This is a genomic window from Streptosporangium sp. NPDC001681 (assembly GCF_040298085.1).
In the GTDB taxonomy this organism is placed as follows: domain Bacteria; phylum Actinomycetota; class Actinomycetes; order Streptosporangiales; family Streptosporangiaceae; genus Streptosporangium.
In genome coordinates, this window is record NZ_JBEOZN010000001.1 from 46,656 (window position 1) to 66,585 (window position 19,930).

General features: G+C 70.7%; 16 protein-coding genes. 8 read left to right on the top strand and 8 right to left on the bottom strand.

From position 1 onward, the window contains the following. Positions 1–8: 8 nt before the first annotated feature. Positions 9–2,822: a preprotein translocase subunit SecA gene (secA, locus tag ABT130_RS00195; RefSeq protein WP_350920856.1), complete on the bottom strand. Its 2,814-nt coding sequence runs from the start codon at positions 2,820–2,822 to the stop codon at positions 9–11. A 253-nt stretch (positions 2,823–3,075) separates the two neighbouring features. On the opposite strand from secA, the gene ABT130_RS00200 reads away from it, so the two are divergent. Next, positions 3,076–3,321, top strand: coding sequence for an HGxxPAAW family protein (locus ABT130_RS00200; protein ID WP_350920854.1), 246 nt, complete (start codon positions 3,076–3,078; stop codon positions 3,319–3,321). Between the two features lie 134 nt (positions 3,322–3,455). Further along, positions 3,456–4,643, top strand: a complete 1,188-nt coding sequence (locus ABT130_RS00205; RefSeq protein WP_350951583.1) for a winged helix-turn-helix domain-containing protein — start codon at positions 3,456–3,458, stop codon at positions 4,641–4,643. 124 nt (positions 4,644–4,767) lie between these two features. Here the strand turns inward: ABT130_RS00205 and ABT130_RS00210 are convergent, their stop codons facing one another. From ABT130_RS00210 to mtrA, 6 genes are all read right to left on the bottom strand, one after another. Beyond that, entirely contained in the window at positions 4,768–5,472 is a 705-nt protein-coding gene (locus tag ABT130_RS00210; protein WP_030907303.1) for a response regulator, read from the bottom strand. 94 nt (positions 5,473–5,566) lie between these two features. Further along, complete coding sequence (gene hpf / locus ABT130_RS00215) at positions 5,567–6,208, bottom strand: ribosome hibernation-promoting factor, HPF/YfiA family (protein WP_350920847.1); 642 nt, start codon at positions 6,206–6,208, stop codon at positions 5,567–5,569. Between the two features lie 520 nt (positions 6,209–6,728). Beyond that, complete coding sequence (locus ABT130_RS00220) at positions 6,729–7,433, bottom strand: ComF family protein (protein ID WP_350951585.1); 705 nt, start codon at positions 7,431–7,433, stop codon at positions 6,729–6,731. 105 nt (positions 7,434–7,538) lie between these two features. Next, positions 7,539–9,326 (bottom strand): LpqB family beta-propeller domain-containing protein, encoded by a 1,788-nt coding sequence (locus tag ABT130_RS00225; protein WP_350951587.1) that lies wholly within the window; start codon positions 9,324–9,326, stop codon positions 7,539–7,541. Beyond that, on the bottom strand, positions 9,316–11,055 hold the full coding sequence (gene mtrB, locus ABT130_RS00230) for an MtrAB system histidine kinase MtrB (protein ID WP_350951589.1): 1,740 nt from the start codon (positions 11,053–11,055) through the stop codon (positions 9,316–9,318). The genes ABT130_RS00225 and mtrB overlap by 11 nt, the downstream gene beginning before the upstream one ends. A 24-nt stretch (positions 11,056–11,079) precedes the next feature. Next, positions 11,080–11,757: an MtrAB system response regulator MtrA gene (gene mtrA / locus ABT130_RS00235; RefSeq protein WP_030907316.1), complete on the bottom strand. Its 678-nt coding sequence runs from the start codon at positions 11,755–11,757 to the stop codon at positions 11,080–11,082. A 343-nt stretch (positions 11,758–12,100) separates the two neighbouring features. Between mtrA and ABT130_RS00240 the strand changes: the two genes are divergently transcribed. The 5 genes from ABT130_RS00240 to ABT130_RS00260 all read left to right on the top strand — a co-directional run bounded on the left by ABT130_RS00240 (position 12,101) and on the right by ABT130_RS00260 (position 17,611). Continuing rightward, positions 12,101–13,405, top strand: a complete 1,305-nt coding sequence (locus ABT130_RS00240) for a DUF7847 domain-containing protein (protein ID WP_350951591.1) — start codon at positions 12,101–12,103, stop codon at positions 13,403–13,405. Next, complete coding sequence (locus tag ABT130_RS00245; protein WP_350920831.1) at positions 13,390–14,046, top strand: DUF4129 domain-containing protein; 657 nt, start codon at positions 13,390–13,392, stop codon at positions 14,044–14,046. Before ABT130_RS00240 ends, ABT130_RS00245 begins: the two co-directional genes overlap by 16 nt. Next, positions 14,043–15,218 (top strand): DUF4350 domain-containing protein, encoded by a 1,176-nt coding sequence (locus tag ABT130_RS00250; protein WP_350951593.1) that lies wholly within the window; start codon positions 14,043–14,045, stop codon positions 15,216–15,218. The genes ABT130_RS00245 and ABT130_RS00250 overlap by 4 nt, the downstream gene beginning before the upstream one ends. Positions 15,219–15,319: 101 nt before the next feature. After that, complete coding sequence (locus ABT130_RS00255) at positions 15,320–16,243, top strand: AAA family ATPase (RefSeq protein ID WP_350921120.1); 924 nt, start codon at positions 15,320–15,322, stop codon at positions 16,241–16,243. A 3-nt stretch (positions 16,244–16,246) separates the two neighbouring features. After that, on the top strand, positions 16,247–17,611 hold the full coding sequence (locus ABT130_RS00260) for a DUF58 domain-containing protein (RefSeq protein WP_350951595.1): 1,365 nt from the start codon (positions 16,247–16,249) through the stop codon (positions 17,609–17,611). A 147-nt stretch (positions 17,612–17,758) separates the two neighbouring features. Here the strand turns inward: ABT130_RS00260 and ABT130_RS00265 are convergent, their stop codons facing one another. Then, positions 17,759–18,754 carry a stage II sporulation protein M gene (locus tag ABT130_RS00265; RefSeq protein ID WP_350920822.1) on the bottom strand — a complete coding sequence of 332 codons (996 nt, stop codon included), beginning with the start codon at positions 18,752–18,754 and terminating at the stop codon, positions 17,759–17,761. Positions 18,755–18,791: 37 nt separating this feature from the next. On the opposite strand from ABT130_RS00265, the gene ABT130_RS00270 reads away from it, so the two are divergent. After that, the gene (locus ABT130_RS00270; RefSeq protein ID WP_350951597.1) at positions 18,792–19,826 is read left to right on the top strand and encodes an RDD family protein; all 1,035 of its coding nucleotides are present in this window, start codon (positions 18,792–18,794) and stop codon (positions 19,824–19,826) included. Positions 19,827–19,930: the final 104 nt, after the last annotated feature.

Consider the following 19,930-nt stretch of genomic DNA (forward strand, 5'->3'; position numbering starts at 1 on the left):
GTCGGCGATCAGACCTCGACGTTCTTGGGGTCGCCGTGGCAGCGCTTGTACTTCTTGCCGGAACCGCAGGGGCACGGCGCGTTGCGCTCGACGTTGCCGTACGCGTCACGCTCGGCCTTGGTGCTGACCCGGGTGTGCTCCACCTCACCGCTCTCCCCCGGAGCCGTGTACTCCAGCTCGGCGGGGCGCTGCGGGCCGCGCAGGCCACGGGCGATGATCGAGCGGGTCTCCGCGATCGCCGCGTCCTCGGAGGGCTCGGCCTCCTCGACGATCGGGTTGCTCTGCACCTCGACCTCAAGGTTGAACAGGTAGCCGACCGACTCCTCCTTGATGCCCTCAAGCATCTGGGTGAACATCTCGAAGCCCTCGCGCTGGTATTCGATCAGCGGGTCGCGCTGGGCCATCGCGCGCAGGCCGATGCCCTCCTGGAGGTAGTCCATCTCGTACAGGTGCTCGCGCCACTTGCGGTCCAGAACCGACAGGATGACGCGGCGCTCCAGCACCCGCATGCCCTCCGGGTTCATGGCCTGCGCGTTGATCTCCTCCTCGCGACGGTCGTAGGCGGCCATCGCGTCGGCCTTCACCCGCTCGTTGAGGAACTGGGCGGTGAGCTCCTCACGGCCCCCGGCCTCCTCGATGAGCTCGTCGGCGGTGATGCTGATCGGGTAGAGCTGGCCGAGCGCCTTCCACAGCTTGTCGAGGTCCCACTCCTCGGCGAAGCCCTCGGCGGTGGCACCCGCGATGTACTCGTCGATCACGTCGTTGACGAAGCCGCGGATCTGCTCGTGCAGGTCCGCGCCCTCCAGCACCCGGTGGCGCTCGGCGTAGATCACCTTGCGCTGCCGGTTCATGACCTCGTCGTACTTCAGAACGTTCTTGCGAATCTCGAAGTTCTGCTGCTCGACCTGGTGCTGCGCGGAGGCGATGGCCTTCGAGACGATGCCCGACTCGATCGGTACGTCGTCCGGGATGTTGAGGCGCGTCATGATCATCTCGACCCTGGCCGAGTTGAACAGGCGCATGAGGTCGTCCTCAAGCGAGAGGTAGAAGCGCGACTCGCCCGGGTCTCCCTGACGGCCGGAACGGCCGCGGAGCTGGTTGTCGATGCGCCGCGACTCGTGCCGCTCGGTGCCCAGGACGTAGAGGCCGCCGAGTTCGGTGACCTCGTCGTGCTCGGCCTTCACGGCCTCCTTGGCCTTCTCCAGCGCCTCACCCCAGGCCTTCTCGTACTCCTCCGGGGTCTCGACCGGGTCGAGGCCGCGGCTGCGCAGCTCCAGGTCGGCACGGAAGTCGGGGTTGCCACCGAGCATGATGTCGGTGCCTCGACCGGCCATGTTGGTGGCCACGGTGACGGCGTGCTTGCGGCCCGCCTCGGCGATGATCGCGGCCTCACGGGCGTGGTTCTTCGCGTTGAGGACCTCGTGCTTGATGCCCTTGCGCTTGAGCTCCTTGGCCAGGCGCTCGGACTTGGCGACGCTCGTGGTGCCGACCAGGACCGGCTGGCCCTTCTCGTAGCGCTCCTTGATGTCCTCGACGCTGGCCAGGAACTTGGCGTCCTCGGTCTTGTAGACCACGTCGGCCTGATCCTTGCGGATCATCGGCCGGTTCGTCGGGATCGGGACGACGCCGAGCTTGTAGGTCTGGTGGAACTCGTTGGCCTCGGTCGCCGCGGTGCCGGTCATGCCCGAGAGCGTCTCGTAGAGGCGGAAGTAGTTCTGCAGCGTGATCGTGGCGAGAGTCTGGTTCTCGTCCTTGATCTTGACGCTTTCCTTCGCCTCGATGGCCTGGTGCATGCCCTCGTTGTAGCGGCGGCCGTGCAGGACGCGACCGGTGAACTCGTCGACGATCAGGACCTCACCGTCGACGACGATGTAGTCCTTGTCCTTCTTGTAGAGCTCCTTGGCCTTCAGCGCGTTGTTGAGGAAGCCGACCAGGTGGGTGTGCTCGGGCTTGTAGAGGTTCTCGATGCCGAGCCAGTCCTCGACCTTCTCCACGCCGGACTCGAAGATGCCGACCGTGCGCTTCTTCTCGTCGACGGCGTAGTCGCCGGTGTTCTCCTCGCCGTCCTTGCCCTCGGTGCCCCTGCGGAGCCGGGGAACGATCTTGGCGAACTCGGAGTACCACTTGCCGGACTGCTCGCCGGGCCCTGAGATGATCAGCGGCGTCCTGGCCTCGTCGATGAGGATCGAGTCGACCTCGTCGACGACGGCGAAGTGGTGACCGCGCTGGACGCACTCCTCCAGCGACCACGCCATGTTGTCGCGCAGGTAGTCGAAGCCGAACTCGTTGTTCGTGCCGTAGGTGATGTCCGCGTTGTACTGCTTGCGGCGCTCGTCGGAGGGCATGTTGGCCAGGATCACGCCGACCTCGAGGCCGAGGAAGCGGTGGATGCGGCCCATCTCGTCGCCGTCGCGCTTGGCCAGGTAGTCGTTGACCGTGATGACGTGGACGCCCTTGCCCGAGATGGCGTTGAGGTAGGTGGGCAGCGTACAGGTGAGGGTCTTGCCCTCACCGGTGCGCATCTCCGAGATGTTGCCCATGTGCAGGTTGGCCCCGCCCATGATCTGCACGTCGAAGTGGCGCTTGCCCAGCACCCGCCGGGACGCCTCGCGAACGGTGGCGAAGGCCTCGGGAAGCAGGTCGTCGAGAGACTCACCGTCGATGTAGCGCTGCTTGTAGTCGGCGGTCAGCGCGCGAAGCTCGGCATCGGTCAGGCTCGTGAAGTCGTCTTCAATGGAGTTGACCTGGTCGGCGATCCGCTTGAGCTTACGCAGAAGCTTGCCTTCGCCGGCGCGAAGAATCTTATCGAGAAAGGCTGGCACTTTAGGTAAAGCTCCTCGCAGGTCTTCCGCGGCCGGACCGGCCCGGCTGAGGACGAGACATGGTTCTCCGCTGCCATCGTAGGCGGTTCCGCCACCAGACACAGCCACCCTGAAAGACGCTCTTGCGGCCTGTGGAGTTCCTTGCCCGCTTCTTTGAGAGAGTACGGCCAACTTCAAAGGGTATGTCGTCTTTTGTCATGTCCGCATCAGGTGATTGCGTGGACACGACACCGCCCCCCCGGAGGGAGAGGCCGTGACGGCGAGGGAGAACCACTGGGGCAGGGCGTCGTCCTGGCTGACGGTGACCGTGATCATGTTGGGTTTCGCCGTCGCCGGAACCGGCCTCTGCATGGGTCCCGACTGGTTTCTCCTGTGGGCGGGCACGGCGGTCTGCGTCATCGGGGCCATCCTGGTGCCGGTCTTCCGGGTCTTCCAGGACGTCGTCGTGGACGGGCCCCGCACGACGCGCGACCAGAGCGCCCGGGGCGTCCTCGGCTGACGCCGGGTGGGATTCGCCCTCACCCGACCCGAATCCACCCCGTCCGGCGATGTTCTGACACCGGCATAGCATTTTCGTCGGTGTCAGACGCTAGCCTCAGCCGCACACCGTGTTGTCTTCTCCCGGGGCGGTCAATGAAGCTCTCCCTCTCTTCGGACGAGGCCCGTCGTATCATCCTCCGCGCTCAGGGGTTCCTCGGCGCGGAGTCCCGGCGCGGCGGCGCCCCCGCGGCCCTGCGCCGCCTGGGTGCCGTCCAGCTCGACACGATCTCCGTGCTGGCCCGCTCCCACGAACTGGTCGCGTACGCCCGCCTCGGCGCCGTCGGCAGGCGGGAGGTCGAGCGGGCCTACTGGGACGAGCCCGCCAGGGCCTTCGAGTACTGGTGTCATGCCGCCTGCGTCCTGCCGATCGGCGACTGGCCGCTGTACGCCTTCAGGCGGAGGTATTTCCGGGCCAGGAAGTTCCGCTGGCACGAGGTGCCCGACAGTGTCGACAAGGTGCTGCAACGGGTCCGCGAGAGCGGCCCGATCACCACCGCCGACATCGGCGGAGCCAAGAAGGGCGGCCCGTGGTGGGACTGGTCCGACTCCAAGATCGCCATTGAGTGGCTGCTCGACACCGGCGAGGTCGTCTGCACGCGCAGGGTGGGCTGGCGCCGCGTCTACGACCTGGCCGAGCGCACGGTCCCCGGGCACCTGCTGGCCGAGGAGCCGTCCGACGCCGAGTGCGTCACCCGGCTCGCCGGCATCGCCGGGCGCGCGCTCGGGGTGGCCACCCGCGCCGACCTCGTCGACTTCCTGCGTCTGAAGGCGCCCGAGGCGCTGCTGCTCGACAGGTGCCTGCGCGACGGGTCCGCCGGGCTGGTCCCCGTCCGCGTCCCCGAATGGCCCGAGCGCGCCGCCGACGCCTGGGCCGATCCCACCGCGCTGGAGACCGAGCCAAGGGGCCGGCACCGTACGACCCCACTCTCCCCGTTCGACTCCCTCGTCTGGGATCGCGCGCGCACCGCCCGCGTGTTCGGTTTCAACCACCGCCTTGAGGCGTACGTTCCCAAGGAGAAGCGCGTCCACGGCTACTTCACGATGCCGGTCCTGGCCGGAGGCCGGTTGATCGGACGTGTCGACCCCGCCCGCGAGGGTTCCACCCTGGTGGCCCGCCAGGTGAGCCTTGAACCCGGCGTCGCCCCCGGCAGGGGCGCGACCTCGCTGGCCGGGGCGCTCTGGGAGGCGGCGAGCTGGGTCGGTTGCGATGCCGTCCGGGTCGAGCGGGTGGATCCCCTGCTGGCCGGCCCCCTTCAGGACGCCCTGAGCCGGGTGCGCTGAGCACGGGCGACCGGGCCGACGCTGAGCCGTCGGGCCGCCCGGGCGCCGCAGGGCCCCGGCCGTCGCGCCCGTGACGGCGGCACGGGTGCGGTGACCGTCCCGCGGTCACCGCACCGGGGGTGGGTCAGGTGATCTCAAGCATCCGCTCGCGGACCGCGTAGACCACCGCCTCCATCCGGGAGTGGAGCTGGAGCTTGTCCAGGATGTTCCTGACGTGGTTCTTCACTGTGTTCTCGGAGATGAACAGCTGCTTGGCGATCTCGCGGTTGTTCATCCCCTTCGCGACCAGGCGGAGCACCTCCATCTCCCGATCGGTCAGGCGCGGGACGGGGAGCTGTGGAGGCCGCTCGGCCTCCTTGCGGCTCATGCTGGCGAACTCGCTGATGAGCTTGGCGGCCATCGCCGGATTGATCAGCGACTGTCCTTCGTGGACACCGCGTACGGCCTCCGGCACCTCGTCGAGCTGGACGTTCTTCAGCAGGTAGCCGGTGGCACCCGCCTTGATCGCCTCGAAAAGATCTTCTTCCTCGTCACTCACGGTCAACATGATGATCCGCGTGCTCGGCACCGAGGCCTTGATCTCACGAGTGGCCTCGATACCGCTTCTCCGTGGCATCCGGACGTCCATGAGCATGACATCCGGAGTGAGGCGGTCGGCGAGCTCGACCGCCTCTTGCCCGTCGCTCGCCTCGCCGACAACCTCGATGTCCGTCTCCGCGGCCAGCGCCATCTCCAGACTGCGGCGGATCAGCGCGTGATCGTCAACGATCAGCACGCGGATCGGTTCGCCGCGTCCGGTCGAGCTGGTTGCGTCGTCGGGTTCCGTCACGCCTCCTCCTCGGGGGGCCAGAGCCGGTGGACCGCCATGATTACACGGGTTTCATGGTCCTCGGTTGGTCGGAGAGGATCTTTGAGCGCGTCCGTCAGGGCTCGACGAGCCGCAGCACGCCGTAGTTGTACCCCTGACGCAGGTATACGACGCTCGGCTGCCCGCTCTCCTTGTCACGGAACAGGTAGAAGTCGTGCCCCACCAATTCCATCTCGAGAAGCGCCTGGTCGATCGTGATGGGATCGGCCTTGTGGAACTTCTCCCTGACCATCAACGGCCCGTCTCCGTCCATCTGGATCGGGATGATGGTCTTGTCCTCGGAAAGGTCGGCCTCGGCCTGCTCGGTGAGCGACCGGTCCGGGGCGCTCTCGAACGTCTCCGCGAGCGCGGTGGCCGTCAGCTCGGCGACCGAGGGGGGGCAGTGGTTGCCGTGGTGGACCTTTCTCCGGTCGGCGAGGCGCCGCAGCCGTCCTTCGAGCTTGCCGAGTGCGATGTCAAGGGCGGCGAAACGGTCGTCGGCCGAGGCCTCCGCCCGGACCGCTGGACCACGTGAATGAATGGTGAGCTCGACGCGCTCTCGCTGATCGACGATACGGGGATTACGTTCCTTGGACACCTCCACGTCAACGCGAATGAGCTTGTGGTCCAAACGCTCGATCCTGGCCAGCTTGGTGTTCACGTGGTCACGGAATCGGTCACTCACTCCGGTGTGCCGACCCTTGACGATGATCTCCATGCACGGCCCCCCTTCGAATCTCGACGGTGGTACTGCGGCACCCGCTCGGCCGACCTGGTCTTCGTCCCCACATCCGCCTGCTGAGGGTTTCGCAGCTCTTTGCCACTACATGCCCTTCTCTTCTGGCGAGGAACATCTGGCTCCCCGGGAAGGCAGGACTTACCTCTAAGCCGCACCGTGATCGATCGACGAAAAGTCGTCTTACGTGGACCGTTTGGCCTGCGGCTGGCATCGGCTAGCCGTGCCGGCCTCCTGTCGGAGGTCGGTCCGGCGCAACCACGGACCCGAGCGGGTGCCATGGCTCAGACGCTATCCGCATCCCGGCCGAATGTCAGCTTGGCGATCGGGTCAAGGATCACTTTGTGTGGTTCACAGCCCGGCGGCCGATTATCAGAGACCCTGTCCCCACGGGTGGGCGGTGCCGGAGGCGAGGGCCGCTCGCCACCGCTGAGCAGCCCAGAGGGAACGATCGAGACAGTGAGGTGTGGCGCTGGAGTGAGATGGAACGTCGAGCCGCTCTTTACCCTCCGTCACGTTCGCCGGTTCGGACTCTCCGGCGTGTCGCGGCGACCGTGGCGGCGAAGGACGGCGTCACGCCGATCTCGCGCATCGCCCTCGCCGCCTCCGCGAGCGTCGCTCCGGTGGTGACGATGTCGTCGACCAGCACAATTGCCTCTGTGCCACCCCAGGAGCGCGGCACAGGCGCGTTGCGGCCGACCGTGACAGAGAAGGCCGCGGACAGATTCGCGGCCCGCTGGGGCGAACTCAGCCCCGCCTGGTCGGCGACACGCCGCCGCTGGGCGAGCACCCTCGCCACGGTCGCGGGCCAGCCGGCCTGGCGGAGGCAACCGGCCGCCAGCTCCGCGAGCCTGGCCACCGGATCGTGCCCGCGGCGCCGGTGGGCCGCTCGGGCGCTGGGCACCGGCACGAGCAGCACCGGCCGCTCGCCGGCCGCTGTGGCGACGGCCAGGGCGAGGGCCCCGGCCAGGGGAGGGGCGAGGGCCGTGCGGCCGCGCTCCTTGTAGGCGATGACCGCCCGCCGTACGGCGGGGGTGTATTCGGCCGCCGACCAGCACTCCGGCAGGCCCGGCGGGGCGGGGTCGGGCATCCGGCGCGCGGGCGTTCCGTGCAGCTCCGCCGCGCAGCGGGGACAGACGAGGGAGCCCGGCGCGTCGCATCCGGCGCAGCGGGGCGGCAGGATCAGGTCGAGCATGGCGGTCGTCACCAGCCCAAGGTGTCATATCGCACCGACAAAAAGCCCAGCCCAGGGCACCGGCCGGGACACCACCCCCGTCGCGGGAGGCCTGGGGCGACCCGTGGTCAAGACGGCTCAGCCCAGGGGGAAGGCCGGCGAGGACGGGCCGTTCTCGGTGAAGTCCGTCGAACCGGTCTCGTTCTTGACCAGCGGCTCCCACTTGGTGGAGGTCCAGTAGAGGACCTGCCGGTGGCCCTGGTCGTCCTTGGCCCCGGCCAGCAGGATGCTGTCCAGCGCGGTGATGCTCTCTATCCCTATCCTCGAGTCGAAGGCCAGGGGCTTCGGCTCGGCGGTGACCGACGCCTCCAGCAGTTCCGACTTGCCGGTGAGCGCGTAGAGGGTCTTGCCGTCCTTCCAGGCTATGTCCTCGATCGTCCGCTTGCCCTCACTGTCCACCACGATCTGAAGGTTGGCGATGCGCGTGTTCTCCCGCTCACCGATGACGGTGCCGACGTGGACCTGCTCGCCCAGCCCGTCCTTGACCACCACCGCGACGTGCACGCCGTCCCGCGCGACCTTCAGCGACTTGACGTAGACCGTCTCCAGGTCGGGGGCCGACACCCGGTAGCGGTGCTTGTTGTCACCGTCGTGCCTGGTCACGATCGAGGTGTGGTCGTTGGGCCGGTCGACGGTCCAGAGCGTGTTGTAGCGGTCCCACGACGGCTGGATGAGGGATTCGCCGCTGGCCCACACCCGCCACTCGCCGCCCGCGGCGAGCGGCGCGACGGAGACGCTCTTGCCGTCCTGGGCGAGCGCCGCCACCTGCTGCACCGGCTGGCCGCTGATCGCCGGGCGGGTGAGCCCGCTCTTCTTCTGGCCGGCCCTGCCCGGCACCGGCCGCCCGACGTTCTCCTTGTCCAGCAGCCACAGGGCGCCGTCGGCGAGATAGAACGAGGTGACGGTGTCGGGGGTCGTCCACGGGTCGAAGTTCGACTGCTCCTGGGCGTCGATCTGCAGCGGCGTGTCGGCGTAGTACGACTCGCCCTTGACCTTGACCTCGAACCCCCAGCCGCCCTTGGTGAGCGCGGTGAGCGTCGCGGCGAGCTGGGCCGACATCGGGTCGATCAGGTCGGGGTCCACCCGCCTGGTGAGGTCGACGACGACCCGGTTGTTCTCGGTGGTGACGTCGATGAGCTCGGTGTCGGCGAGGGCGGAGCGCACCGAGCCCTTGAGGGAGCTGCTCGGTCCCCGAAGCAGCCGCTCCACGGTCGTCTTGGCGAAGTTGGCGGCCGGGTCGATCGGTACCCGCACCTGATCGACCACCAACCCCTTCCAGTGGGAGTCGAGGAAATAGAGATCCACGGGGAGGTAGCCGCGGGCGACGTCGGCCTCGGAGAGCAGGAGCCCGTCGGGGGCCGCGCTGATGCGCCACTCCCCGCCCGCTTCCTTGGCGAGCGTGAAGGGCTGGTTCAGCGGGCCGCCGCTCGGACGGTAACGGCCATCCTGATCGATGAAGGCGGTTTTAGTGCCCTTGAGCGTGACCTGGGCATGCTTGTCCTCCTCCCGGAGCGGCGCGAACTTCTCGTAGTCGCCCTGCCGGTAGACCGTGACGCCGCCGTGCGGGTTCCACTTGTCCGCGAAGTCACCGGTGAGGTACTGGCGGGCGACCTGGAAGTCGGGGTCGTCGGGGCTCGCCATCGCGGCGCGGAAGCCGGTGACGACCTCCTCCGGCGACCACGCGGCCTTCGGCGGCATGGCGACGACCCGCGCGTACGGGTTGTCCAGCGGGTTGCCCTTGCGCTCGTTGTCGACGGTCACGACGGACTTGCCGCCGGTGGGGATGACCGAGCAGGCCGACGCCCCGCAGACCAGGGTGACGGCCAGGATCGCCGTCCCCGCCTTCCGCGCGTTCTCAGTCCGCATCGCGTCCCCCGTCGGCCGCCGCCGGTGACAGCACCGGCGTCATGTGCCCCCGCCACGTGCGGCGCATCTCCACCTCCGGCGGTACCAGCGGCAGCGGCGAGCCCCGAAGGACCGCCCCCGCCACCCTGGGCAGCGAGAGCCGGAACTGCGACCCCTCCCCGTGCGAGCCCCAGGCCTGCAGCCAGCCGCCGTGCAGGATGGCGTCCTCCCTGGAGATCGCCAGGCCCAGCCCCGTACCGCCGATCGTGCGCGCCCTGGACGGGTCGGCCCGCCAGAACCGGTCGAAGACCAGGTTCTCCTCGCCGGGTTTCAACCCCACCCCGTGGTCGCGTACCGCCACCGCCACCGCGTCCCTGTCGGCGGCGACCGAGACGACGATGTCCCGGCCCTCGCCGTGCTCTATCGCGTTGAACAGCAGGTTGCGCAGGATGCGCTCGACCCTGCGGCTGTCCATCTCCGCCATGCAGGGCTCGCCGGGCAGGCGCAGGTCGAAGCGGGTGGAGTGGCGCTCGGCCAGCGCCTCGGAGTCGGCGACGGCGCGCAGCACCACGTCCCTGACGTCCACCGAGTCGACGTCGAGGTCGGCCGCGCCCGCGTCGTAGCGGCTGATCTCCAGGAGGTCGGCGAGCATCGCCTCGAACCGGTTGAGCTGGTTCTGCATCAGCTCGGCCGACCTGGCCGCCATCGGGTCGAAGTCCTCGCGGGCGTCGTAGAGCAGGTCCGCGGCCATCCGCACGGTGGTCAGCGGGGTGCGCAGCTCGTGCGAGACGTCCGAGACGAACTGCCGCTGGACCTGGGAGAGCTCCTCCAGCTGGTGGATCTTCAGTGCCAGGTTGGCGGCCATCTCGTTGAAGGAGGTGGCCAGGCGGGCCAGGTCGTCCTCGCCGCGGACCTTCAGACGCTCGTCCAGCCGCCCCGCGGCCAGCCGCTCGGCGGCCTGCCTGGCCAGCCGCACCGGCGTGACGACCTGGCGGGTGACCAGGGAGGAGATCGCGGCCAGCAGCAGCACGAGGCCGGCGCCGACAAGGATGATCATCTGCTGGACGGAGGCGAGCGTCTTCTCCTCCTTGTCCAGCGGGACGAGGTGGTAGATCTCGTACGACGAGTCGAGCCTGGTCCCCCAGGTGTCGAGGCGGGTGCCGATGATCATCCCGGGCACCGGCTGGTCCGGTTGCCCCTTGTAGTACAGCGGGGTGTACCAGGTGCTGTCCTCGCCCGCCTCCCTCTTGAACAGCTCGTCGCGCTGCCTGGCCGGGATGCTGACGGGATCGATGTTCGTGGTGCCGTAGAACTCCCCCGGCAGTCCCTCGTTACGGATGATCACCGAGTAACGGCTGGCGGACCCGGCCCGCCGCGCGAGCGCCTCGGTGGCCTGGCTGAGCGGGCTGCTTCCCCCCGGCTGGAGCGCCTGGCCCGACTCGACGGGCTGCTTGGCGGCCTCGGCCGGCTGGTTGAGATAGCCGAGCACCGCGTTCCTGTCGGCCTGGGCCTCGCTCTTCGCCGCGCTCTCCCTGGTCTCCAGGGTGGTCCTGACGATCTGCTGCATGAGGAAGACGCCGAGCACGGCGACGACCACGATGGAGATGACCATCGTGCTGGTGACCACGCGCAGCTGGAGCGAGCGCCAGAAGACACGGCGCACCCTCCCGGCCGCCCGCCGGGTGCGACGCCGGACACCCCGCAGCAGCTGGCGCGGGGTGCGGCGGCGTTTCTTCGGTGCGGGAGGCATCTCGGGCTCCGGGGGGAGTCTCGGCTAGGCCGGGCCGGCCTTGTAACCGACCCCCCGGACCGTCACGACGATCTCGGGATGCTCCGGGTCCTTCTCGATCTTCGCTCGCAGTCGCTGGACGTGCACGTTGACCAGGCGGGTGTCGGCCGCGTGACGGTAGCCCCAGACCTGTTCGAGCAGGACCTCGCGGGTGAAGACCTGGCGCGGCTTGCGGGCGAGGGCGACCAGCAGGTCGAACTCCAGCGGGGTGAGGTTTATGGTCTCCTCCTCCCGCTTGACCGAGTGCCCGGCGACGTCGATGGTGATGTCGCCGATCTGCAGGATCTCCGGCGTCGGCTCGTCGGTGCGGCGCAGCCTGGCTCGCACCCTGGCGACGAGCTCCTTGGGCTTGAAGGGCTTGACGATGTAGTCGTCGGCCCCGGACTCCAGGCCGAGCACCACGTCGATGGTGTCGCTCTTGGCCGTCAGCATGACGATCGGCACCCCGGACTCGGCCCGGATCCGGCGGCAGACGTCGATCCCGTCGGCGCCGGGCAGCATCAGGTCGAGCAGTACAAGATCCGGCCGAGTGTCGCGGAACGCGTCAAGCGCCTTGTCACCATCGGAGACGAAGGAAGGTTCGAAACCCTCCCCGCGCAGCACGATACCGAGCATCTCGGCGAGAGCGGCGTCGTCGTCGACGACCAGCACGCGTCCTTTCATGGCCCCTCATTCGGTTTACGCAGTTCGGGAGTTATTGGGATAAACCGCTCGGTCGTCGAAGATTACCCTTGCCCGTCAAGTAGATGACACCGGCCGACGACCAGCCTTCCAAATGACGAACTTTAGGCGCACACAACGTGAAGCGCGCAATGGTGCCCCCGCACGGTCACCACCGGTCCCGGCGACTGCGAACGCCGGGCGGCGATGACCACGCTCCCAGTCTGCGGTAAACGACGGCGTCTCGGCCATCCCTCTGGCATCTCCGCCGCTCTCCGGGGAGATGAAACGTCCGCGTGATCGCCCGATCACCACGAACGGTGTGACCACATGCCAGGATTGGGATATGTCAGACGGTCACGGCTCCGCTCCCGGTACGCCCCCGGGCTGGGCGTCCAACCAACCTCCGCCGTACGGCGATGCCCCGGGATCGCCGTGGACCGCACCCGGCTCGGCCCCCGGCTCCCCCACGGGCCCGCCGCTTTCCGGGCCGCCCCACGGCCAGGCACCGTACCAGCAGGGCCCCTACGGCCCGCCGCCCCATGGCTCGCCGCCCTACGGCCCGCCGCCCTACGGCGTGCGCCAGGAGCCCCCCGCGATGCGCCCCGGGATCATCCCGCTGCGCCCGCTCGGCCTGGGCGACATCCTGGACGGCGCGATCAAGCTGATCCGCTCCAACCCCAAGAGCGTCCTGGGCCTGTCCGCGATCGCCGCGGCGCTGAGCGCGATCCCCTTGGCGATCGGGGAGGCGCTCCTGCTGGGCTCCACCGCGGCGACCCTGGAGAACCTGACGGACCCGAGCGCGCCGGCGAACCTTCCGGAGGCGAGCTTCCTCGCCCAGTACGGCGGCACCCTGCTCTCCTACGCGGTACAGCTCGTGGCGGTGACACTGCTGACCGGCGTGCTGACGCGCATCCTGGGCCGCGCCGTCTTCGGCGGCAGGATGACGGCGGGCGAGGCCTGGACGCTGGCCCGGAGCCGGGTGCCCACGCTGTTCGGGCTGGTGATCGTCAGCACGGTGGCCATACTCGCCCCGCTGCTCCTGATCGTCGGACTGTTCGCCGCGCTTGACGCGGCCGGTGCCGGACTCTCCGCGGTGGTCATCGCGGGCCTGCTGGCACTGCTGGCCTTCGTGGCATATGCCATGTTCATCACCACCCGGCTGGCGCTCGCCCCCGCGGCCGCGGTGCTGGAGCGGCTCGGCGTCGTCGACTCCCTGCGCAGGTCCTGGAACCTGGTCTCCGGCGGCTTCTGGCGGACACTCGGCATCCTGCTGCTCACCCAGATCCTCGCCGGTCTGGTCGGCACGTTGCTCTCCTTCCCGTTCACCCTGGGCGGGAGCCTCCTGGGCCTGCTGGGCGGAGGTTCCCTCGGGGCGCAGATCGCCACGGCGGTCCTCATCGCCGTGGGCGCGACCGTCGGCGCGATGATCACCTATCCCTTCCAGGCCGCGGTCAACGGCCTGCTCTACGCCGACCGGCGGATGCGCACCGAGGCGTTCGACCTGGTGCTCCAGACCGCGGCGATCGAGCAGCGACGGCAGGGCTGGGTGCACGCCTCGGCCGACGACCTGTGGGACCCCTCCGTCACGCCCACCCGCCCCGCGCGGCATGGGTTCCCCGATCAGGGAGCTCCGTGGTCCCACTCCTGACGTTCCCGTTCCCGACGTCCCCGATCGACATCGAGCGCGAGGAGGCTCGACGCCGGGCGATCCAGGAGCTGCTCGGAGCCGAGTACGCCAAGGAGTCCCTGGTCGACCGCCTCTGGCGAGGGGTGAACCAGTTCCTCGGCGACCTGCTCGACCAGGAGTCCGCGGGCGTCGTCGGCAGCCTGGCGGCGCGGGCCGTCCTCATCGTGATCGTGATCGGGATCATCGTCGCGGTGTTCCTGGTCGCCCGCAGGACCACCAGAGGCACCTTCGCGCGCGCGGGGGGGCTCTTCGGCGACCGCCGCCTCACCGCCGCCGAACACCGCGAGGCCGCCGAGCGGCTGGCCGCGGAGGCGCGGTGGGCCGAGGCGGTCCGCGAGCGGCTCCGGGCCGTCGCCCGCGACCTGGAGGACCGCGTGATCGTCGACTCCACGCCCGGCCGCACCGCCGGGGAGCTGGCGGCCGAGGCCGGGCGCGCGCTACCCGCGCTCGCCGCCGAACTGGCCGCGGCGGCCCGGGTGTTCGACGACGTGACCTACGGCGAGGTGCCCGGCACGCCCGAGGCCTACCGGGTCATGTGCGCTCTCGACGAGCACCTGCGCGCCGCCCGCCCGGCGCCGCCCGTACGGATGGAGACGCCATGAGCCTGGCCGCGCCCGAGCGAGCCGGGTCGACCTCCACCTCACCGACCGCCCGCGGCCTCTGGCGCGGCGGCAGGGGCGCCCTCCTGGTGGCGATCCTCGTGGTCGCCGTCGCCGTCGCCGGCGTGCTGCTCGGCGGCTCCGGCCAGGCGGGAAGACCTCTCGACCCCGCCGACACCTCACTGTCCGGCGGCAAGGGCCTGGCCCGGCTGCTACAGGCACGGGGGGTGCGGGTCGCGCGGGTCACCTCGGTCGCCGAGGCCGAGGCCCAGGCCAGGCAGGCCGGTTCCACGGGTAGCACCCTGCTGGTGAGCGACATCTCCCCGCTCGACGAGGCGGAGGCGGATCGGCTCGCCGCGACACCGTCGGACCTGCTGCTGGTGGGCGTACGGTCACATCTGGAGCGGCTCGCGCCGGGGGTGAACCCGGTGCGGGAGGTACGGGCGCGCTCCCGCGAGCCCCGGTGCGCGCTGCCGGCCGCGACGAGGGCGGGCAGCGCCTACCTCGGCGGCACGGCGTTCACCCTGCCCGCCGGGGCGACCGGCTGCTACCCCGCCGACGGGCGGCCCACCCTGGTCTTCCACCCCACCGGGGACCGGAAGGTCACCGTCACGGGCGACGGGCAGTTCATGACCAACCTGCGGCTCGCCGAGGACGGCAACGCCGCGCTGGCGATGAACCTCGCCGGCGGCCGGCCCACCCTGATCTGGCTGACGGCCCCCGAGACCGCCCCGCCGGCGGGGGGCCAGGCGGGTTTCTACGACCTGATCCCCGAAGGGGTCAGGTGGGCCGTGGTGCAGGTGCTCGTCGCGGTGCTGCTGCTGGCGCTCTGGCGGGGCCGCAGGATCGGTCCCGTGGTGGCCGAGCGGCTGCCCGTCGTCGTCAGGGCGGCCGAGACCGTCGAGGGACGTGCCAGGCTCTATCGTGCGAGGCGTGCCCGCGATCGGGCCGCCGCGGCCCTGCGCGCCGGCTTCATCGACCGGGTGACCCCCCGTCTCGGGCTGCCCTCAAGGGCGGGAGCCGACGCGCTGGTGAACGCGATCGCCGAGCGGACCGGCCAGCCGGCGCCACATGTGGGCGCCGCCCTGTACGGACCTCCGCCACTCGACGAGGCGGGGCTGGTAGCCCTGGCCGAATACATGGACATCGTGGAAAGGCAGGTCGGAAAGTCGTGACCACACCACCGGGGAACGGCGATCTCGCCGAGGCGACCTCCGTCGTCAGGACCGCGCCCGGCGCACCCGCCGCGCAGAGCGCGGACGGCGCCAGGGAGGCGCTGGGAGCCCTGCGCGCCGAGGTCGCCAAGGCGGTCGTCGGCCAGGACGCCGTGGTCACCGGGCTGGTGATCGCGCTGCTCTGCCGGGGCCACGTACTGCTCGAAGGCGTGCCGGGCGTCGCCAAGACCCTGCTGGTGCGTACCCTGGCGGCGGCGCTCTCGCTCGATTTCAAGCGCGTGCAGTTCACCCCCGACCTCATGCCGGGCGACATCACCGGTTCGCTGATCTACGACGCGAAGACCTCGGAGTTCGAGTTCCGCGAGGGTCCGGTCTTCACCAACCTGCTGCTCGCCGACGAGATCAACAGAACCCCTCCGAAGACGCAGGCCGCGCTGCTGGAGGCGATGGAGGAGCGCCAGATCAGCGTGGAGGGTACGGCGCGCGGGCTACCGGACCCGTTCATCGTGGCCGCCACCCAGAACCCCATCGAGTACGAGGGCACCTACCAGCTGCCCGAGGCGCAGCTCGACCGGTTCCTGCTCAAGCTGACCGTCCCGCTGCCGCCCCGCGACCAGGAGATCGCGGTGCTGGAGCGGCACGCGCTCGGCTTCGACCCGCGCGACCTGTCGCACATCAAGACCGTGGCCACCGTCGCCGACCTCGCCGCGGGACGCGCGGCGGTCAGCCAGGTGTACGTGGGCCCCGAGGTGCTCGGCTACATCGTGGACATCGCCAGGGCCACCCGCCAGTCGCCCTCGCTCCAGCTCGGCGTCTCGCCACGTGGCGCGACCGCGCTGCTGGCCGGGGCACGGGCCTGGGCATGGCTGTCGGGCCGCGCCTACGTGACGCCCGACGACGTCAAGGCACTGGCCAGGCCCGCGCTGCGGCACCGGATCCAGCTACGCCCCGAGGCCGAACTGGAGGGCGCGACCGCCGACGGCCTCATCGACGCCGTCCTCGCCTCCGTCCCCGTACCCCGCTGACCCATGGCGCTGACAGGACGGGCCGCGCTGCTGGCCCTGCTGGGCACCCTGGTCGTGCTGTTCGCCCCCCGTGGGGGGCCTGCCGTGGCCGGGGTGGCACTGCTGATCGCGGTGCTGGTCGTGATCGACCTGCTGCTGGCCGGAAGCGTGCGCCCGCTGCGCTTCACCCGCTCGGGCGAGCGGCTGGTACGGCTCGGCGAGTCGGTCACGGTCGAGCTGATCGTGGAGAACCCCGGTCCCCGCAGGGTGCGCGGCGTGCTCAGGGACGCCTGGCCCCCGTCCGCCGGGGCCACCCCCCGGCACCTGCCGCTGGACGTGCCGGCCGGCGAGCGCCGCCGGCTGGTCACGACGCTCACCCCCACCCGCAGGGGTGACCGCGAGGCGGTCACGGTGACGGTGCGGGCGCTGGGGCCGCTGGGCATCGCGGGCCGCCAGGGCTCGCACCGGGTGCCCTGGTCGGTCCGGGTGCTACCACCCTTCCTCAGCCGTAAGCACCTGCCCGCCAAACTGTCCAGGCTCAGGGAGCTGGAGGGCCAGCATCCGTCGATGGTCAGGGGGCAGGGCACCGAGTTCGACTCGCTGCGGGAGTACGTGGTCGGCGACGACGTCCGCTCGATCGACTGGCGGGCCACCGCGCGCCGCAACGACGTCGTGGTCCGCACCTGGCGGCCGGAGCGCGACCGGCGGGTGCTGATCGTGCTCGACACCGGCCGTACCTCGGCCGGGCGGGTGGGCACCGCCCCGATCCCGCTGGCCGGCGAGGTACCGAGGAGCGGCCAGCAGGGCAGGTCGCGGGTGGTGCCCGGCTGGCCCCGCCTCGACTGGTCGATGGACGCGGCACTGCTCCTGGCCGCGCTGGCCTCCCGCGCGGGCGACCGGGTCGACTTCCTGGCCCACGACCGCGCGGTGCGCGCCTGGGTGTCCGGCACCGGCCGTACGGAGCTGCTGTCCTCGCTGGTCAACACCATGGCTCCGATCGAGGCCGAGCTGGTCGAGGCCGACTCGGCCGGGATGGTCGCGGCGGTCATGTCACGAGCCAGGCGGCGCTGCCTGGTCGTCGTGCTGACCGACCTCAACCCGGCGGCGCTGGAGGAGGGCCTGCTGCCGGTGCTCCCCCAGCTCTCCGCCCGGCATCTGGTGCTCCTGGCCGCCGTCTCCGACCCGCAGGTGGCCGAGATGGCCGCCGGGCGCGGCACCTCCGAGCTGGTCTACGGCGCGGCGGCGGCCGAGCACCTGAGCGCGGGGCGGCGGCGGATCACCGCCCTGCTGCGCCGCCAGGGCGTGGAGGTGGTGGACGCCGCCCCCGAGCAGCTCGCCCCCGCCCTGGCCGACGCCTACCTGGCGCTGAAGGCGTCCGGGCGGCTCTGATGGTCGCCCGGACGCCCTGACCGGCGTGTCCGGGCCGCCGACGATGTCCGGGGGATCTGACGGCCTCCGGCCAGGCGCGTCGGCCCGGGGACCGTCACGTCACCGGCCCGGCGAGGCCGGGCAGGCCCGGAACGTCCGGTGGGGCGCTCAGCCGGCGCTCGGGGCGAGGTCGGGGGCGCGCTCCACGTCGCCGGTCTCGCCGGCGGCCACGGCCCGGCGGCCAAAGAAGATCACGTAGGCCAGGAAGGCCGCCTCCGCGACCACCCCGATGCCGATCCGCGCCCAGGTGGGCAGCCCCGAGGGGGTGACCAGCCCCTCGATCAGCCCGGAGATCAGCAGCACCACGACCAGGCCGAGTGCCACGCTCATCACGGCCCTGCCCTGCTCGGCCAGGGCCTCGACGCGCCTGCGCGGACCGGGGTCCACGACCGTCCAGCCGAGGCGCATGCCGACGGCGGCGGCGAGGAACACCGCGGTCAGCTCCAGCAGGCCGTGCGGGGTGATCAGGCCGAAGAAGATGTCGAGCTTGCCGCGCGAGGCCATCAATCCCGCGGAGACGGCCACGTTGACCGCGTTCTCCCACAGCACGTACGGGATCGGCAGGCCGAGCAGGATGGACATGATGATGACCTGCATCGAGACCCAGGCGTTGTTCACCCAGACCTGGCCGGCGAAGGAGGTCGCCGGGTTCTCCGAGTAGTAGTCGGCGAAGTCGTGCTCGACGAGCTGGGTGATCTGTTCCGGGGTGGCGATCGCCGCCTGGACGCCGGGGTTTTTCGCCACCCAGACGGCGACGACCGTGGAGACCAGCAGGAACGCGGCGGTGGTGGCCATCCACCACCAGCGGGCCCGGTAGGCGACCACCGGGAAGGAGACGGCGAAGAAGCGGATGAACTCCCGCCAGGCCGGGGTGTGCGCCCCGGTCACCGCCGAGCGGGCCCGGGCGACGAGCGCCGACAGGCGGCCCACCAGGATCGGGTCCGCCGAGGCCGAGCGGACCAGGGACAGGTGCGTGGCCACCCGCTGGTAGAGGTCGACGAGCTCGTCGACCTCCGCGCCGTCCAGCGAGCCACGCCGCCGGACCAGATCCTCAAGGCGGTCCCAGGCGGGCCGGTGCGCGGTGACGAAGGCGTCGATGTCCACGCGGGCAGCCTATCCAGTCACGGGTAGGGTGCTGATTGTGTCCGATGTCGTAACCGGCGAGGCCGTGGTCGTCGAGGTCCGTGTCGCCCAGCTCCCGAGCAGGGCCGCGGCGCTGCTGATCGACATGACGGTCCAGGTCCTGATGCTGCTGGGGATCTCCCTGCTGGTCGGCAGCCTGGGCCTGCTGAGCGACCCGGCTCTGACGACGATGGTCTACCTCGTGCTCACCGTGCTCGTGATCGTGGGATACCCGGTGGTGTTCGAGACGCTCACCCGCGGGCGCAGCCTGGGCAAGCTCGCCCTCGGACTCCGGGTCGTCAGCGACGACGGCGGTCCCGAGCGGTTCCGGCAGGCCCTGTTCCGCGGGCTGGCCGGGGTCCTGGAGTTCTGGATGCTCAGCGGCGCCCCCGCGCTGATCAGCTCGCTGATCTCGGAGAAGGGCAAGCGGCTCGGCGACATCTTCTCCGGCACCATCGTGATCTCCGAGCGCGCTCCGCGGCAGTACGGGCCTCCGCTGGACATGCCGCCGCAGCTCGCCTCCTGGGCGGCGACGCTGGAGCTGTCGCGGCTGCCCGAGCAGGTCGCGGCCACCGCGAGGCAGTACCTCATGCGCTGGCACGATCTGGCCCCCGCCGTGCAGCACGGGATGGGGGTGCGCATCGCCACCGAGATGTCGGCCTTCGTGTCCCCGCCGGCCCCGCCCGGCGTGCCGCCGTTCGCCTACCTGACCGCCGTCCTGGCCGAACGCCGGCGCCGCGAGCAGGCGCGCCTGGCGCAGCAGACCGGCACGCACCGGCCCGCCCAGCAGTGGCCCGGCCACGCCTCGCCCCAGCCCTACCTGACCGCACCGTCGCCCCAGCCTTATGCGCCTCCCGGAAGCGGAGACCGGCCGTACGCCCCTCCCGGGGTCGCCCCCGATCCCTACGGCCGGCCCGCCTACCGGCCGTCACAGCCGCGGATCCCGCTCCCTCCCCCGGCCGGGCCGCCGTATCCGGCGTCCCCGCCACCCGCGGCCCGGCCCGTCGAGCAGGTACCCGGCCCCACGCCGGGCGGTTTCGTCCCTCCGGCCTGACCTCCCCGGACAGGCACGCCGTACGGGCGGCGAGACATCGCCTTCGCCGCGCCTGCCCCAACGAGCCGACCGCGGGCGAATCGCGAGAACGCGGCGCCACGGGT

What these genes read in the sequence shown, in the direction of transcription:
- ABT130_RS00205 (WP_350951583.1), top strand. Translation starts at nt 3,456, where the DNA reads ATGAAGCTCTCCCTCTCTTCGGACGAGGCCCGTCGTATCATCCTCCGC.
- hpf (WP_350920847.1), bottom strand. Translation starts at nt 6,208, where the DNA reads ATGGAGATCATCGTCAAGGGTCGGCACACCGGAGTGAGTGACCGATTC.
- ABT130_RS00225 (WP_350951587.1), bottom strand. Translation starts at nt 9,326, where the DNA reads ATGCGGACTGAGAACGCGCGGAAGGCGGGGACGGCGATCCTGGCCGTC.
- mtrB (WP_350951589.1), bottom strand. Translation starts at nt 11,055, where the DNA reads ATGCCTCCCGCACCGAAGAAACGCCGCCGCACCCCGCGCCAGCTGCTG.
- mtrA (WP_030907316.1), bottom strand. Translation starts at nt 11,757, where the DNA reads ATGAAAGGACGCGTGCTGGTCGTCGACGACGACGCCGCTCTCGCCGAG.
- ABT130_RS00240 (WP_350951591.1), top strand. Translation starts at nt 12,101, where the DNA reads ATGTCAGACGGTCACGGCTCCGCTCCCGGTACGCCCCCGGGCTGGGCG.
- ABT130_RS00250 (WP_350951593.1), top strand. Translation starts at nt 14,043, where the DNA reads ATGAGCCTGGCCGCGCCCGAGCGAGCCGGGTCGACCTCCACCTCACCG.
- ABT130_RS00260 (WP_350951595.1), top strand. Translation starts at nt 16,247, where the DNA reads ATGGCGCTGACAGGACGGGCCGCGCTGCTGGCCCTGCTGGGCACCCTG.